A 15,219-nucleotide genomic window follows, 5' to 3' on the forward strand; every position below is an offset into this window, starting at 1 on the left:
TATTGCCCCGGCGGGGGCGGCTCCCAGCTGACCGCTGGATCAGACTTTGGCGTTGTCCGTGGTGTGGCTGACGGCGGGAGTGCGCTTGTCGAAGATGGTGGCTCCGACCTCCTGCTCGGCCTGGTTACTGATGCTCAGGTCGATGCCTTTCCGGTCACGGAGCACCAGTACGGCGGCCACCGAAATCAGCGCGACAACCAGCAGGTATACGGAAACGGACGTGGTTGTCCCGGTGGCCTGGACCAGCGCCGTGGCAATGGTCGGAGCGAAGGCCCCGCCGAGGATCGAGCCCAGGGCGTAGGAAATGGCGACCCCGGAGAACCTGATCGAGGCCGGGAACAGTTCACTGTAGAGCGCCGCCTGGGGGCCGTAGGTCAGGCCGAGTCCGACTGTCAAAAACGCAAGGCCGAGGAGCAACGCCCAGATGTTCCCGGTGTTTACCAGCCAGAACAGGGGGAAGACTGCCGCGACCAGGCAGCCGTAACCAATGAGGTACGTCTTCTTGCGGCCGATGCTGTCGGAGAGGTAACCGGCAACCAGGGTGAAAATGAACCAGAAGGCGGCGGAGGCAGTCACGGCGAGCAGCACTCCGGTGCGGTCCATGGCCAGGCCCTTGGGGTTGGTGGAGTAGTTAAGGATATAGCCGCCGGTGGTCATGTAGCCTGCGGCGTTGTTACCTGCAAAGACCAGTGCGGCGAGAATAACCAGCAGCCAGTGCTTTTTGAACAACTCGACGATCGGAACACGCGTCTGCTGCTTCTTCTGGGCGATTTCCTCGAAGACGGGGCTTTCTTCCACACTGCGGCGGACAACGAAGCCGACGATGATCAGGACGAAGCTGAGCAGGAACGGGATGCGCCAGCCCCACTCAACAAAGGCCGCGCCGGGCGAGATCACGCCGGACATCAGTGCCAGCACGCCGGAGGCAAGGATCATGCCCAGGGGGACGCCCAGCTGCGGGAACGAGCCGTAGAGGCCGCGCTTGCCCTTGGGAGCATGCTCCACTGCCATCAGTACGGCACCGCCCCATTCGCCACCGGCGGAAATGCCCTGCAGGATGCGCAGCAGCAGCAAGAGTACCGGTGCGATAATGCCGGCAGTCTCGTAGGTGGGCAGCACACCAATAAGGGTCGTGGCAACGCCCATCAGCACCAGGGTGAGGACCAGCATTGCCCGCCTGCCCAGCCTGTCGCCGAAGTGGCCGGCCAGGAAAGCGCCCAGGGGCCGGAACAGGAAGCTGAGTCCGATCGAGGCAAAGGAGATCAGGATGCCGATGTCACTTCCGGCAGGTTCGAAGAAAAGCTTGGCGAAGACCAGGCCCGCCGCGTTGGCGTAAATGAAAAAGTCGTACCACTCGATGGTGGTTCCGATGATGGTGGCGAACGCTACCCGGCGGCGATCCTTTGCCGTCGTGCGCTGCGCATGCGGGAGAGCAGTCATGGATTCCTCATTTCTTGCGGGCACGTCTCTGTGGCCCGGTAGAGGTGGAAGTGCGGTGGCCGCGATCTGGGCCTACGGTCATACATGAAACCGTATATGATTGTTCATAGTAGCTGTGATGAAATTCGTGTCAAGGCTCACATTCAAATCAAGCTCCTATCCGCGCCAATACTACGAACTCCGCGCAGGCCCTTGACGGAACCTTCGGAACCATGCATAGTTTCGTATACGATTTTGTTTTGATGAGGAGATACTTTTGGACCAGGTCAATGAAGACACGCTGGCCGCCGCCAGGAAGGTCATCGCGGTGCACCTCAACTACCCCAGCCGCGCAGCCCAGCGGGGCCGCACGCCGGAACAGCCCTCGTACTTCCTGAAGCCGTCGTCGTCCCTGTCGCTCGGGTCGGCAGAAGCCCCTTCCGCGGTGGAGCGTCCGGCCGGCTGCGAACTGCTCGGTTACGAAGGCGAGATCGCCCTGATCATCGGCAAGCCCGCCCGCCGGGTCGGCATCGCGGACGCCTGGAGCCACGTCGAATGGGTCACGGCCAGCAACGACCTCGGCGTCTACGACCTCCGCTACGCGGACAAGGGCTCCAACCTCCGTTCGAAGGGCGGCGACGGCTTCACCCCGGTCGGCCCGGGAATGATCCCGGCGGACGCCGTGGACCCCGCCACACTGCGGATCCGCACCTGGCACAACGGCGACCTGGTCCAGGACGACACCACCGGGGGCCTGCTGTTCCCATTCGCCCGCCTGGTTGCCGATCTCTCCCAATTGCTCACCCTCGAAGAGGGCGACATCATCCTGACCGGCACGCCTGCCGGGGCCTCGGTGGCCAAGCCGGGCGACGTCGTCGAGGTTGAAGTCAGTGCTGCCGGCCTGACCACCGGGCGGCTGGTCACCCGGGTGGAGGAAGGCACGACGCCGTTCGCAGACTTCGGTGCGCCGCCCAGGACGGATGACCTGCAGCGCGAGGAGGCATATGGTTCGCGGGAAGCGGCCGGCCTTGCCGCGGTGGAGGGCGCCGCCGTCGGGCCCGTCCTGTCCCCGGAACTGAAGGCGAAGCTGGAAAGCGTCTGCACCGCCACCCTCTCCTCCCAGCTGCGCAAGCGCGGGCTGAACAACGTCAGCATTGACGGCCTGACCGCCACGCGGCCGGAGAAACGGGTGGTGGGCCTGGCCCGGACACTGCGCTACGTACCCAACCGTGAGGACCTGTTCAAGACCCACGGCGGCGGGTTCAACGCCCAGAAGCAGGCGATCGACTCCGTGAACGAGGGCGAGATCCTGGTCATGGAGGCCCGCGGCGAGAAGGGCACCGGCACCATCGGCGACATCCTTGCGCTGCGCGCCCAGGTCCGGGGAGCGGCGGCGATCATCACCGACGGAGGCGTCCGCGACTTCTCCGCCGTGGCCGCGATGGAGATGCCCACCTACTACTCCAACCCGCACCCCGCCGTCCTGGGCCGCCGCCACATCCCGTGGGACACGGACATCACCATCGCCTGCGGCGGCACCACCGTGCAGCCAGGCGACATCATCGTGGCCGATTCCGACGGCATCCTGGTGATCCCGCCGGCGCTGGCCGAAGAGGTAGCGGACGACTCCATCCGCCAGGAACGCGAGGAAACGTTCATCGCGGAAATGGTGGCACAGGGCCACAGCGTGGACGGCCTCTATCCGCTGAACGCCGCCTGGCGCACCAAGTACGAGGAATGGGAAGCGGTCAAAGCCAATGGTTGAGACGACGGTGGCAGCAGGCAGCAAGTCCGAGCAGGCCTACGCGGCTATCAAGGACCAGATCCTCCAGGGCCTTTACTCGCCTGGGTACCGTCTGGTGCTTTCCAAAATCGCGGACGGCCTGGGCGTCAGCGTGGTCCCGGTCCGCGAAGCAATCCGCCGGCTCGAGGCGGAGGGCCTGGTGAAGTTCGAGCGCAACGTGGGCGCCACGGTGGCAGGAATCGACCCGGTCGAATACCTCTACACCATGCAGACCCTGAGCATCCTCGAGGGTGCGGCCACCGCACTTTCCGCACCGCTGATCGGCGCGGCGGATGTTGCCCGGGCCCGTGCCGTCAACGCGGAGATGCGCGCCTGCCTGGAACATTTCGACCCGATCCGGTTTACGCAGCTGAACAAGGACTTCCACAGCGTCCTGTTTGAGCACTGCCCCAACCCGCACATCCTGGGCCTCGTCCATCAGGGCTGGGATCAGCTGGGCTCCCTGCGGTCCTCCACGTTCCGCTTTGTCCCCGGCCGGGCCCACGAATCGGTGGACGAGCACGAGGCCCTGCTGCGGCTCATCGAAACCGCCGCCGGCGCGGAGGACATTGAAAAGGCCGCCCGACTGCACCGTTCCGCCACCCTGGACGCCTACCTCAACCAGGCCAAAAACATCTGACCCGATTTCCCCAGGACGCTGACCCGATTGCCCGGGACGCTGTCCGGACCCACCCAGTAGTAAGGAAACAACAATGACGTTTACTGCCGCAGAAGCCAGCACGCACTATGTGCCGCAGGACCTGCCCACCCATATCCAGCACTACATCAACGGCGACTTCGTTGACTCCGTGGGCGGGGCCACCTTCGATGTCCTGGACCCGGTCTCCAACCAGAACTACGCCACCGCCGCGGCCGGCCAGAAGGAGGACATCGACCTCGCCGTCGCTGCCGCCCGCGAAGCCTTCGTCAACGGCCCGTGGCCGAAGATGAAGCCGCGCGAACGCGCCCGTGTCCTGAACAGGATCGCCGACGCCGTCGAGGCCCAGGAGGACCGGCTCGCCGAACTCGAAACCTTCGACACCGGCCTGCCGATCACCCAGGCCAAGGGCCAGGCCCTCCGTGCAGCCGAAAACTTCCGCTTCTTCGCGGACCTGATCGTCGCCCAGTTCGACGACGCCATGAAGGTCCCCGGCTCGCAGATCAACTATGTGAACCGCAAGCCGATCGGCGTCGCCGGGCTCATCACGCCGTGGAACACCCCGTTCATGCTGGAGTCCTGGAAGCTGGCCCCGGCGCTGGCCACCGGCAACACCGTGGTCCTGAAGCCGGCCGAGTTCACCCCGCTCTCGGCATCCCTCTGGGCGACCATCTTCAAGGATGCCGGCCTGCCCGACGGGGTGTTCAACCTGGTCAACGGCCTGGGCGAGGAAGCCGGTGACGCGCTGGTCAAGCACCCGGACGTGCCGCTGATCTCCTTCACCGGCGAGACCACCACGGGCCAGACGATCTTCCGCAACGCCGCCGCCAACCTCAAGGGCCTCTCCATGGAGCTCGGCGGCAAGTCCCCGTGCGTCGTGTTCGCCGACGCCGACCTCGACGCCGCGATCGACTCCGCCCTGTTCGGCGTCTTCTCGCTCAACGGAGAACGCTGCACGGCCGGTTCCCGCATCCTGGTGGAGCGCGGCATCTACGAGGAGTTCTGCGAAAAGTACGCCGCCCGGGCGAAGAACATCGTGGTCGGGGACCCGCACGATCCGAAGACCGAGGTCGGCGCCCTGGTCCACCCCGAGCACTATGCCAAGGTGGCCTCCTATGTGGAGATCGGCAAGTCCGAGGGCCGGCTGCTGGCCGGCGGCGGACGCCCCGAGAACCTCCCTGAAGGCAACTACATCGCCCCCACCGTGTTCGCCGACGTCGCGCCGGACGCACGGATCTTCCAGGAGGAGATCTTCGGACCGGTCGTCGCGATCACCCCGTTCGACTCGGATGAGGAGGCGCTGGAGCTGGCCAACGGCGTCAAATACGGGCTCGCCGCCTACATCTGGACCCAGAACCTGACCCGCGCCCATAACTTCTCCCAGAACGTCGAGGCCGGCATGGTGTGGCTGAACAGTCACAACGTCCGCGACCTCCGCACCCCGTTCGGCGGCGTCAAGTCCTCCGGGCTGGGGCACGAGGGCGGTTACCGCTCCATCGATTTCTACACCGACCAGCAGGCCGTGCACATCACCCTGGGCCCTGTTCATACTCCTAAATTCGGCAGCATCGAAGCCTCCGCCCACAGCGAGGGCTAGTAGCCGGCGACAGCTAGCCCCTCCCCCACCCCCTTTCAAAGAAGAGAGAACACCATGACCAACTTTGTACCCACCCCCACCGTTCCGGCACCGGACATCGTCCGCTGCGCCTACATGGAAATCGTGGTCACCGACCTCGCCAAGTCCCGCGAGTTCTACGTCGACGTCCTCGGCCTGCACGTCACCGAGGAAGATGAGAACAACATCTACCTGCGCGCCCTCGAGGAGTTCATCCACCACAACCTGGTGCTGCGCAAGGGACCCATCGCCGCCGTCGCCGCGTTCGCCTACCGGGTCAAGTCGCCGGCCGAGGTGGACGCCGCCGAGGCCTACTACCAGGAACTGGGCTGCCGCACCGAACGCCGCAAGGGCGGCTTCACCAAGGGCATCGGCGACTCCGTCCGCGTCGAGGACCCGCTGGGCTTCCCGTACGAGTTCTTCTACGAGACCGAGCATGTCGAACGCCTCACCCAGCGCTATGACCTCTACAACGCCGGCGAACTGGTCCGCCTGGACCACTTCAACCAGGTCACCCCGGACGTCCCGCGCGGACGAGCGTACCTCGAGGACCTCGGCTTCCGCGTGTCCGAGGACATCAAGGACTCCGACGGCGTCACCTACGCGGCCTGGATGCACCGCAAGCAGACGGTCCACGACACCGCGCTGACCGGCGGCGATGGCCCGCGCATGCACCACGTCGCCTTCGCCACGCACGAAAAGCACAACATCATCCAGATCTGCGACAAGATGGGCGCCCTGCGCATCAGCGACCGGATTGAACGCGGCCCCGGCCGGCACGGTGTCTCCAACGCCTTCTACCTCTACATCCTCGATCCGGACGGCCACCGGATCGAGATCTACACCCAGGACTACTACACCGGCGACCCAGACAACCCCGTGATCACCTGGGACGTCCACGACAACCAGCGCCGCGACTGGTGGGGCAACCCCGTGGTCCCGTCCTGGTACACCGAAGCCTCCCTGGTCCTGGACCTGGACGGCAACCCGCAGCCCATCGTGGTGCGTGAAGACAAGAGCGAAATGGCCGTCACGGTGGGAGCCGACGGCTTCTCCTACACCCGCGAGCCGGGCGAGGAAGTCGGCTTCAAGCTCGGGGCGCAGCTCTAGCATGCTGGACGCCAGGACCATCGAGGCCATCGCCGACGAGCTGCTGGAGGCGGGCCGGAACCGCAAACCCGTGCCCCTGCTTACGGCCCGCTACCCGGGCATGACGGTGGAGGACTCCTACGCCGTGCAGCAGCTGTGGCGGCGCCGCAACGAGGACGCAGGCCGCAAGCTGGTGGGGCGCAAGATCGGTCTGACCTCCAGGGCGATGCAGGCCGCCACAGGCATCACCGAGCCCGATTACGGTGCCATTTTCGATGACATGGTGCTGGAAACCGGCTGCTCGGTGGCCTGGGATCAGTACACCCATCCGCGGGTGGAGGTGGAACTGGCGTTTGTCTTGAAGAAGGACCTGTCCGGTCCCGGCTGCACCATCTTCGACGTCCTCAACGCGACTGACTACGTGGTTCCGGCCCTGGAGATCCTGGATTCCAGGATCGAAATGGAAGGCCGGACCATCGTGGACACCATCTCGGACAACGCCGCCATGGGCGCCATGGTGATCGGCGGCAACCCGGTAAAGCCCGACGCCGTCGACCTCCGCTGGGTGTCCGCGATCCTGTACAAGAACCAGACCGTGGAGGAGACCGGTGTGGCCGCCGGCGTCCTGGACCACCCGGCCAACGGGGTCCATTGGCTGGCCAACAAGATCGCCGCCCACGGAGACGGCATGAAGGCCGGGGACATCATCCTCGCCGGCTCCTTCACCCGGCCGATGTGGGTCTACAAGGGCGATACCGTGCACGCCGACTACGGACCGTTGGGAGTTGTGACGTGCCGCTTCGAGTAGACCCCGGAAATGCTGATTACGCGAACACGTTCCGCGACGCCCTCGCCGCTGCGGACCGCCCGCTGGCCGGGATGTGGGTGTGCTCAGGCAGCCCGCTCGTGGCGGAGCTCTGCGCGGGGTCGGGCCTGGACTGGCTCCTGGTCGACGCCGAGCACAGCCCCAACGGCCTCGAATCCATCCTGGCCCAGCTGCAGGCGGTGAACGGCTACCCGGTCCACGTCCTGGTCCGCCCCCCGGTCAACGACACCGTGGTGATCAAGCAGTACCTGGACCTTGGCGTGCAGAACCTGCTGATCCCGATGGTGAACTCGGCCGCCGAAGCGGAATCCGCCGTGGCGGCCACCCGCTACCCGCCCCAGGGCGTCCGCGGCGTGGGCTCCGCGCTGGCCCGCGCCGCCCGCTGGAACCGCATCCCGGACTACCTCGCCCGGGCCGGCGAAACGGTCAGCGTCACTGTGCAGATCGAATCGACGGCGGCTGTTGAGGCTGTGGAGGACATCCTGGCGGTGGACGCTGTGGACGCCATCTTCCTGGGACCGTCCGATCTGGCGGCCTCCATGGGCGTGCTGGGACAGCAGGAACACCCCGAGGTGATCGCCGCCGTCGAACGCTGCCTTACTGCTGCAAAAGCGGCGGGGAAACCGGCCGGCGTGAACGCCTTCAACGAAGGCACGGCCCGCGGCTATCTGGCGGCAGGGGCGTCCTTCGTGCTGGTGGGCGCCGATGTTGCGCTGCTGGCACGCGGCTCCGAAGCCCTCGCCGCGAAGTACGTCCCATCTCCGGTGGTTGAGCCTGCCGAAACCCCCGCCAGCTACTGACGCCACCTGCGGCGCTTGAGCCTGCCGAAACGACCAGGCAACGCAGCCGGTCCGCGTGGGTTCCCCGCCACGTGACCCGGCCCGCAACTTTGTCTCCCTCCACCACGGCGTCCTCGACCACGCCGCGGAGTCCGCCATCAAGGGGTCAGTCGGTCCCGCGCGGCCTCCACACCACCAAAGCCTGCGAGCGGGCCCGGGGCCGCTTGCCGCGGGCGAGGCTGACGACGTCGCCGGCAGTGCCTGCCGCGAAAACGCGGGCGTCCAGCGGCTGGCGGCGCCGTCCCAGTTCCTCGGTCAGTTCACCGACCCGCCGCTGCAGCGCGGCGACCTGGCGCTCCAGCTGGAGGATCCGCTTGATGCCCTCGAGGGAGACGCCCTCCTGCGAGAGCCGCTGCACTTCGCGGAGCATCATGACATCCCGCTGGGAATACCGCCGGGATTTGCCCGGGGCGCGGCTGGGCGAGACGATGCCCAGCCGGTCGTACTGCCGCAGCGTCTGCGGGTGCATGTCGGCCAGTTCCGCGGCCACCGAGATGACGAAGATCGGCTGGTCAGCACTGATATTCACGGTCTGCTCCGCTGCCTAGAGCCGGGCCTTGGCCGCCAGGCCGGCGCGGGCATCCTCGCCGGCGGTGGCCGCGGCGAACGCCTTCACGGCGTCCTCCGCTGCCTTGCTGAGCTTCCGCGGAACCGCGACGTCGATCGTCACCAGCAGGTCGCCGGTGGCCTTGGCGTGTTTGACGCCCCGGCCCTTGACGCGGAGGGTGCGCCCGGACGGGGTGCCGGCCGGAACACGGACCTTGACCGTGTCGCCGTCGATGGTCGGGACCTCGATGTCGGCGCCCAGGGCTGCCTCCGGAAAGCTGACCGGAACGTGGATGCGGACATTGTCTCCGTCGCGGACGTAGAAATCGTGCGGCTTCACCGAGACCGTGACCATGAGGTCGCCGTTTCCCGCGGGGCCGTACTGGCCCTTGCCGCGGACGCGGACCTTCTGGCCGTCCTTGATGCCGGCCGGGATCCGGACGTCGATGACTTCGCCGTCCGGTTCGCGCAGTCCGATGGTGGTGCCGCGGATCGCACCGGCAAAGGAGATGCTGGTTGATGCCGTCCGGTCCGCGCCTTTCTGCGGGGCCCGCTGGTAGGACTGGCCACCGCCGAAGCCGCCGCCTCCGCCGAACAGGTCGGCGAACTCGGGCGGTATGCCGCCTGCGGTGCTGTAGCCGCCGGAATGCCGTCCCCCGGCGCCGGTGAACAGCCCGCCAAAGAGGTCCTCAAAGCCCGCACCGCCGCCGGCTGCGCCGCCTGCGCCGCCCGGGGCGAACCTGGCTCCGCCCATGGCCCGGATGGCGTCATACTGCTGGCGCTCGTCGGGATCGGAGAGCACGGAGTAGGCCTCGGAGATGTCCTTGAACTTCTTCTCCGAGGCGGTATCCCCCGCGTTGGTGTCCGGGTGGTGCTGCCGCGCGAGCTTCCGGTAGGCCTTCTTGATGTCGGCGTCGGAAGCGTCCTTGGCGACACCAAGGATCTTGTAAAAGTCCTTGTCCACCCAGTCCTGGCTAGCCAATGGCGTTCCTCTCTAGTTCTGCGTTGCGGTGAAGCTCATCTCACTTTAGGCGAGACAACCGCATGAGCGGAGCGAGACAAGGGGCCCGGGAGTGGCATCGGGCCTGCCGGAGCCGGGTGGCCGAGGATCGCAGATCCTTGGCCACCCGGCGGCGGGGCGGGGCCCCTTGTCTCGCTTCGCGAAGGTGACTACGCCGGTACGGCCACGATGACCTGGGCTGCGCGGAGCACGCGGTCGCCGGACTTGTAGCCCGAGCGCAGGACCTCGCTGACGGTGTCGAACTCGACATCCGGGCCGGGCTGCTGGATGAGGGCCTCGTGGATCGTGGGATCGAACTCCACGCCGGTCTCACTGATGCGTTCCAGGCCGTAGGTCTTCAGCGCGTTCTCCAGCTTGGCTGCGATCGCCGCGAACGGGCCGTCCGCGAGGTCACCGTGCTGCCGGGCGGCGTCGACATCGTCTAGCACCGGGAGCAGGGCGTTCAGGACGCCGATGACGGCCATCTCCCCCGCCACGGCACGGTCGCGTTCGACGCGCTTGCGGTAGTTGACGTACTCGGCCTGCAGCCGGCGGAGGTCATTCCTGAGCTCCTCGGCCGCGGCCGCGTCAACGCCCTGCGCCACCGACTCCTCGGCCGGAACCTCAACACTGTTCAGGATGTCCTCCGCCTGGGACAGTGCGTCCCCGGAACCGGAGTCCCCTGCGGCCGCGTGCTCCTGGTCAGGGTGGCGGGCCTGCCCGGTCTTCGGATCAACCTTGCGGTTGTCGTGGATGACCGGCTTCTGCGGCTCGTTCTCCTGCTCGTTGCCGTGGCTCCGGTTCTCCGAAGAACCGTGCTCCTCTTCGTTGCCGTGATGGGGCATGATTACTTCTTCTCGTCTTCGTCAACGATCTCGGCGTCGACGATGTCCTCGTCGGCTCCGGCAGCCTGCTCGCCGGCAGGTGCACCCTGGGCGCCGGTGGCGCCGTCCGGGGAACCGGCCTGGGCGTAGATGGCCTCGCCAAGCTTGGTCTGGGAAGCCTGCAGCTTCTCGAACGCGGTCTTCACCGCGGCGTCATCGGTGCCTTCGAGGGCCGCCTTGAGGGCGTCGACGTCGGCCTTGACCTCGGTCTTGACCTCTTCGGGCAGCTTGTCGGCGTTGTCCGCAATCAGCTTGTCGACGGAGTACGCGAGCTGCTCGGCCGTGTTGCGGGTGTCAGTTGCCTCGCGGCGGGCCTTGTCCTCGGCGGCGTGCTCCTCGGCGTCACGGACCATACGGTCGATGTCCTCCTTGGAGAGCGCGGTGCCGCCGGTGATGGTCATGGACTGTTCCTTGCCGGTGCCCTTGTCCTTCGCGGAGACGTGCACGATGCCGTTGGCGTCGATGTCGAACGTGACCTCGACCTGCGGGACGCCGCGCGGAGCCGGTGCGATGCCGGTCAGCTCGAAGGTTCCCAGCGGCTTGTTGTCGCGGGTGAACTCGCGCTCGCCCTGGAAGACCTGGATGGCCACGGACGGCTGGTTGTCGTCAGCCGTGGTGAAGGTCTCGGAACGCTTCGTGGGGATGGCCGTGTTGCGCTCGATCAGGTGCGTCATGACACCGCCCTTGGTCTCGATGCCGAGGGACAGCGGTGTGACGTCGATCAGCAGCACGTCCTTGCGCTCGCCCTTGAGGACACCTGCCTGCAGCGCGGCGCCGACGGCGACGACCTCATCCGGGTTGACGCCCTTGTTCGGCTCCTTGCCGCCGGCGAGTTCCTTGACCAGGTCGTAGACGGCCGGCATGCGGGTGGACCCGCCGACGAGCACGATGTGGTCGATCTCGGAGAGCTTGATGCCGGCTTCCTTGATGACGTCCTGGAACGGCTTCTTGGTGCGGTCCAGCAGGTCCTTGGTGAGGTCCTGGAACTTGGCGCGGGTCAGCTGCTCGTCCAGGTGGACCGGGCCGTCGGGGGTGACGGAGAGGTACTGGAGGGAGACGTTGGTGCTGGTGGAGGAGGAGAGTTCCTTCTTGGCCTGCTCGGATGCCTCGCGCAGGCGCTGCAGGGCGATCTTGTCCTTGGAGAGGTCGATGCCCTTGACCTTGAGCTGGTTCAGCAGGTAGTCAACGACGCGCTGGTCCCAGTCGTCGCCGCCGAGGTGGTTGTCACCGGCGGTGGAACGCACCTGGATGGTGGAGAAGTTATCTTCGTCCTTGCCCACCTCGAGGAGGGAGACGTCGAAGGTTCCGCCGCCGAGGTCGAACACGAGGATGAGCTCGTCTTCCTTGCCCTTGTCCAGGCCGTAGGCCAGGGCGGCCGCGGTGGGCTCGTTGACGATGCGCAGGACGTTCAGGCCCGCGATTTCGCCGGCCTCCTTGGTGGCCTGGCGCTGGGCGTCGTTGAAGTAGGCCGGAACGGTGACGACGGCGTCGGTGACCTTTTCGCCGAGGTAGGACTCGGCGTCGTTCTTCAGCTTCATCAGGATACGGGCGGAGATTTCCTGCGCCGTGTACTTCTTGTCGTCAATGGCGACGGACCAGTCCGTGCCCATGTGGCGCTTGACGGAATGAATGGTGCGGTCGATGTTGTTGACGGCCTGGCGCTTGGCGATCTCGCCGACCAGCACTTCGCCGGACTTGGAGAATGCAACGACCGACGGCGTGGTGCGGCCACCCTCGGCGTTGGCAATGACGGTGGGCTCGCCGCCTTCGAGAACGGAGACGACGGAGTTGGTTGTTCCGAGGTCAATTCCTACTGCACGTGACATGTGTTGCGTCCTTCTTTTCTTGGGAAACTTGCCGGGCTGGCCGCGGACCACAGTGGCATCAACCGCGGGGATCCGACCGTTATTGAGCGATCTGCACTCAACTTTACTCAGACCGGGATCAAAGTCAATCCAAAGTTGAGCCATCTAGACTCAACTTTGGACGGAGGCAGCGCGGACCACGGCCAGGCGCGCAGAATTTCCCGGAGTTCCGGCGGATTGACGCCGTCCGGGCTGCGGTTTCGCTGTGCGCGAAGTCCCGCCGGCTAGCGCTCCTCGCGGGGAGCTTCCTCGGGGGGAGCTTCCTCGGGGGGAGCGTCTTCGCGGGGGGCGTCCTCGGCCGGGGTGCCGCCCGCGGTCTTTTCGTCGGTGGAAGCCTGGCCGGCAGGCCGTTCGCCGGCTGTCCGTTCGCCGGCTGTCCCCGCGGCGCCATAGTCGCCTTCAGGGTAGTCGCCCTCCTCCGTGGTGACGGGCGTGCCGCCAACAGCGCCGGCCTTGCCGTAGTCACCCTCGGGATAGCCACCCTCCTCGTCGCCGACGGAGGTTGCACCGGCCGTCCCCGCGGCGCCGTAGTCGCCGGAGGGGTATTCGCCCTCGACTGCCGTGGGAGGGATCTCGCCGGCAGTGCCCGCGTTGCCGTAGTCGCCCTCGACATACTGGCCTTCGGCAGCCTGATCTTCCGCAGCGCCGCCTTCGGCTTCCGCTGCCTCTCCCTCGGCTTCCGCTGCCTCTCGAGCAAACTCACTGTTATCGGACATGTTCGGGTCCTTCCTGGAAGCATTAGGGCACACCCGCGCGGGCGCAGGGGCAGTCTATCGAGCACCGCCGGGAGGCAACAGAGGGGAAGGAAACCGGCCCGGTCCGCTAGCCATTGGAGGGCTGATAGTTGGCGGGATCGAGGCCCGCGACGCCGGCCAGCACCGCAAGATGATGGGCAAAGAGCTCATCCGGGGCCGCGAAGGTGTCCGCGCCGTACTGCCCGAAAACCTCGAAGCTGACGGCCCCGAACAGCGAGGTCCACACCAGCGCACCCCGCGCGAGCAGCCCGTCCGGGACGGAGGCGCCCAGTTCAGTGCGGATCCGCTCGAGGTCCGCCGCCAAGGGCGGCACGACGGCGTTCGGATCGCCTCCGGCGGCCACCCGGCCGGCGCGGTACGCGGCGTCGAGGATCGCCATCAGCGCGTGGATGACCCGCGTGCCGGGACCGGTGGTCCGCTCCGCGGGCGCCTGGTAGCCCGGCACGGGGCTGCCGAAGAGCAGCCCGTAACGGGCGGGCTCGCTGAGCGCCCACCTCCGGACAGCCGTTCCCAGTGCCCGGAACCGGCCGGTGAAGTCCTGCTCCGGCAGAGCCCCGACGGCGGCGTCCACGGCGTCGCCGAGCTCGTTGTAGGCGTCGACCAGCAGCAGTGTGAGGAGCTCTTCGCGGTTCTCGACGTACCGGTACACGGCCGAGGACACGACGCCCAGATCCCTGGCCACGGCACGGAGCGAGAGGGCGGCTGCGCCATGAACGGCCAGATGCTCCCGGCCCAGCCGGATGATGTCCTCGATGGTCCGGGCGCGGGCGCGCTCACGCGGCGTCGACGGCTTCCGGGCGGCGGATTCTGCTGGTGGCATGGTCCCAGCATTCCACAAGGCAGAGCAGTGTCAACAAATGTGAGCAGTGCTCTTGACGTAGGGGCGGCGCAGGTCCATTCTGGATTTAGAGAGCACTGCTCACAGGTATCCGAGAGGGAGATCAAGATGTCCGAGTTTGATAGGCCTGAACCCCGCGAAGCCCCCGCGTTGTACGTCGTGACCGGAGCCGGACCCGTCGGCTGGACGGTTGCGGAACAGCTCGCCGCGGCGGGCCACAGAGTGCGCGTCCTGACCCGGTCGGGCAGCGGACCGTCCCATCCGCTCATCCAACGGACGGCGGCCGACGTGTCCGATCCGGCCCGGCTCGAGGGCCTCTTCAGTGGCGCCGCCGCCGTTTTCCACTGCATCCACGGTTCGAACTACAGCGCCCGGATCTGGGAAGTCGAACTTCCCCGTGCCGAGCGGAACGTACTGGCCGCGGCCGGTGAGGCCGGCGCCGTCGTCGTCTTCCCGGAGAGCCTCTACTCCTACAGCGAGCCGGACCGGATCATGGCGGAAGACAGCCCGCGCGAGGCACCGGGCGGCAAGCGCGGCATCCGCACCGCCCTGCTCAAGGCCCGGGCGGCGTCCGGAACGGACACGGTGAGCGTCGTGGCGGGTGATTTCTTCGGACCGCGGGTCCGCGGGGCCCATGCCGGCGAGCGCATGCTGCGGCCGGTACTGGCAGGCAAGCCCCTGCTGGTGATCGGGAGGGCGGACCAGCCGCACTCCTTCAGCTATGTGCCGGACCTGGCAGCGGCCATGATCCGGGCTGCGCGGGACCGCTCGCTGTGGAACAAGGTCTGGCACACGCCCACGGGCCCGGCGCTCGGCCAGCGGCAGATCGCCGGTGCGTTCGCCGCCGCGGCGGGCGTGCGCAGGCCACGCGTGGCCGCGGTGCCGGGCTGGGCGCTGCGGGCGATGGGGCTGCTCTCCCCCGGGACCCGGGAACTGGCCGAGACCCTCTACCAGTTCGAGAAGCCGTTCGTGATGGATTCCCGCGCCAGCGAGGCGGCCCTGGGACTGCGGCCGACGCCGCTTCAGGCGGCGGCCGCCGCCACCGTGGCCTGGTGGGGGGACCAGGCACGGTGACGGAAGCTGCGGCCACGGGGCGACGGCG

14 protein-coding genes are annotated in these 15,219 nt (G+C 67.1%); 7 read left to right on the forward strand and 7 right to left on the reverse strand.

What is annotated here, in order from left to right:
• Window positions 1-39: 39 nt before the first annotated feature.
• Entirely contained in the window at window positions 40-1,440 is a 1,401-nt protein-coding gene (locus tag ABIB26_RS17455; protein ID WP_354245873.1) for an MFS transporter, read from the reverse strand.
• A 256-nt stretch (window positions 1,441-1,696) separates the two neighbouring features.
• Here ABIB26_RS17455 and ABIB26_RS17460 point away from each other — a divergent pair, with 256 nt between their 5' ends.
• The 6 genes from ABIB26_RS17460 (at window position 1,697) to ABIB26_RS17485 (ending at window position 8,190) form a co-directional block, all read left to right on the forward strand.
• Complete coding sequence (locus ABIB26_RS17460) at window positions 1,697-3,184, forward strand: fumarylacetoacetate hydrolase family protein (protein WP_354245876.1); 1,488 nt, start codon at window positions 1,697-1,699, stop codon at window positions 3,182-3,184.
• Window positions 3,177-3,842 (forward strand): GntR family transcriptional regulator, encoded by a 666-nt coding sequence (locus ABIB26_RS17465; RefSeq protein WP_354245878.1) that lies wholly within the window; start codon window positions 3,177-3,179, stop codon window positions 3,840-3,842. The genes ABIB26_RS17460 and ABIB26_RS17465 overlap by 8 nt, the downstream gene beginning before the upstream one ends.
• A gap of 73 nt (window positions 3,843-3,915) precedes the next feature.
• Entirely contained in the window at window positions 3,916-5,457 is a 1,542-nt protein-coding gene (gene hpaE / locus ABIB26_RS17470) for a 5-carboxymethyl-2-hydroxymuconate semialdehyde dehydrogenase (RefSeq protein WP_354245881.1), read from the forward strand.
• A 54-nt stretch (window positions 5,458-5,511) separates the two neighbouring features.
• Window positions 5,512-6,585, forward strand: a complete 1,074-nt coding sequence (gene hpaD, locus ABIB26_RS17475) for a 3,4-dihydroxyphenylacetate 2,3-dioxygenase (RefSeq protein ID WP_354245884.1) — start codon at window positions 5,512-5,514, stop codon at window positions 6,583-6,585.
• Between the two features lies 1 nt (window position 6,586).
• Complete coding sequence (gene hpaH / locus ABIB26_RS17480; RefSeq protein WP_354245886.1) at window positions 6,587-7,372, forward strand: 2-oxo-hept-4-ene-1,7-dioate hydratase; 786 nt, start codon at window positions 6,587-6,589, stop codon at window positions 7,370-7,372.
• Window positions 7,357-8,190 (forward strand): HpcH/HpaI aldolase family protein, encoded by an 834-nt coding sequence (locus ABIB26_RS17485; protein ID WP_502913699.1) that lies wholly within the window; start codon window positions 7,357-7,359, stop codon window positions 8,188-8,190. Before hpaH ends, ABIB26_RS17485 begins: the two co-directional genes overlap by 16 nt.
• A gap of 145 nt (window positions 8,191-8,335) precedes the next feature.
• Here the strand turns inward: ABIB26_RS17485 and ABIB26_RS17490 are convergent, their stop codons facing one another.
• The 6 genes from ABIB26_RS17490 to ABIB26_RS17515 form a co-directional block, all read right to left on the reverse strand.
• Window positions 8,336-8,758, reverse strand: a complete 423-nt coding sequence (locus ABIB26_RS17490) for a heat shock protein transcriptional repressor HspR (RefSeq protein ID WP_354245889.1) — start codon at window positions 8,756-8,758, stop codon at window positions 8,336-8,338.
• Window positions 8,759-8,773: 15 nt separating this feature from the next.
• Window positions 8,774-9,757 (reverse strand): DnaJ C-terminal domain-containing protein, encoded by a 984-nt coding sequence (locus tag ABIB26_RS17495; RefSeq protein WP_354245891.1) that lies wholly within the window; start codon window positions 9,755-9,757, stop codon window positions 8,774-8,776.
• 188 nt (window positions 9,758-9,945) lie between these two features.
• Complete coding sequence (locus ABIB26_RS17500) at window positions 9,946-10,620, reverse strand: nucleotide exchange factor GrpE (RefSeq protein WP_354245893.1); 675 nt, start codon at window positions 10,618-10,620, stop codon at window positions 9,946-9,948.
• A gap of 2 nt (window positions 10,621-10,622) precedes the next feature.
• Window positions 10,623-12,485 (reverse strand): molecular chaperone DnaK, encoded by a 1,863-nt coding sequence (gene dnaK / locus ABIB26_RS17505; protein ID WP_354245896.1) that lies wholly within the window; start codon window positions 12,483-12,485, stop codon window positions 10,623-10,625.
• A gap of 263 nt (window positions 12,486-12,748) precedes the next feature.
• Complete coding sequence (locus ABIB26_RS17510; protein ID WP_354245899.1) at window positions 12,749-13,240, reverse strand: hypothetical protein; 492 nt, start codon at window positions 13,238-13,240, stop codon at window positions 12,749-12,751.
• 106 nt (window positions 13,241-13,346) lie between these two features.
• Window positions 13,347-14,099: a TetR/AcrR family transcriptional regulator gene (locus ABIB26_RS17515; RefSeq protein ID WP_354245902.1), complete on the reverse strand. Its 753-nt coding sequence runs from the start codon at window positions 14,097-14,099 to the stop codon at window positions 13,347-13,349.
• Window positions 14,100-14,225: 126 nt separating this feature from the next.
• Between ABIB26_RS17515 and ABIB26_RS17520 the strand changes: the two genes are divergently transcribed.
• Window positions 14,226-15,191 carry an NAD-dependent epimerase/dehydratase family protein gene (locus ABIB26_RS17520; protein ID WP_354245905.1) on the forward strand — a complete coding sequence of 322 codons (966 nt, stop codon included), beginning with the start codon at window positions 14,226-14,228 and terminating at the stop codon, window positions 15,189-15,191.
• Window positions 15,192-15,219: the final 28 nt, after the last annotated feature.

The organism is Arthrobacter sp. UYEF20 (assembly GCF_040546335.1).
GTDB lineage: Bacteria > Actinomycetota > Actinomycetes > Actinomycetales > Micrococcaceae > Arthrobacter.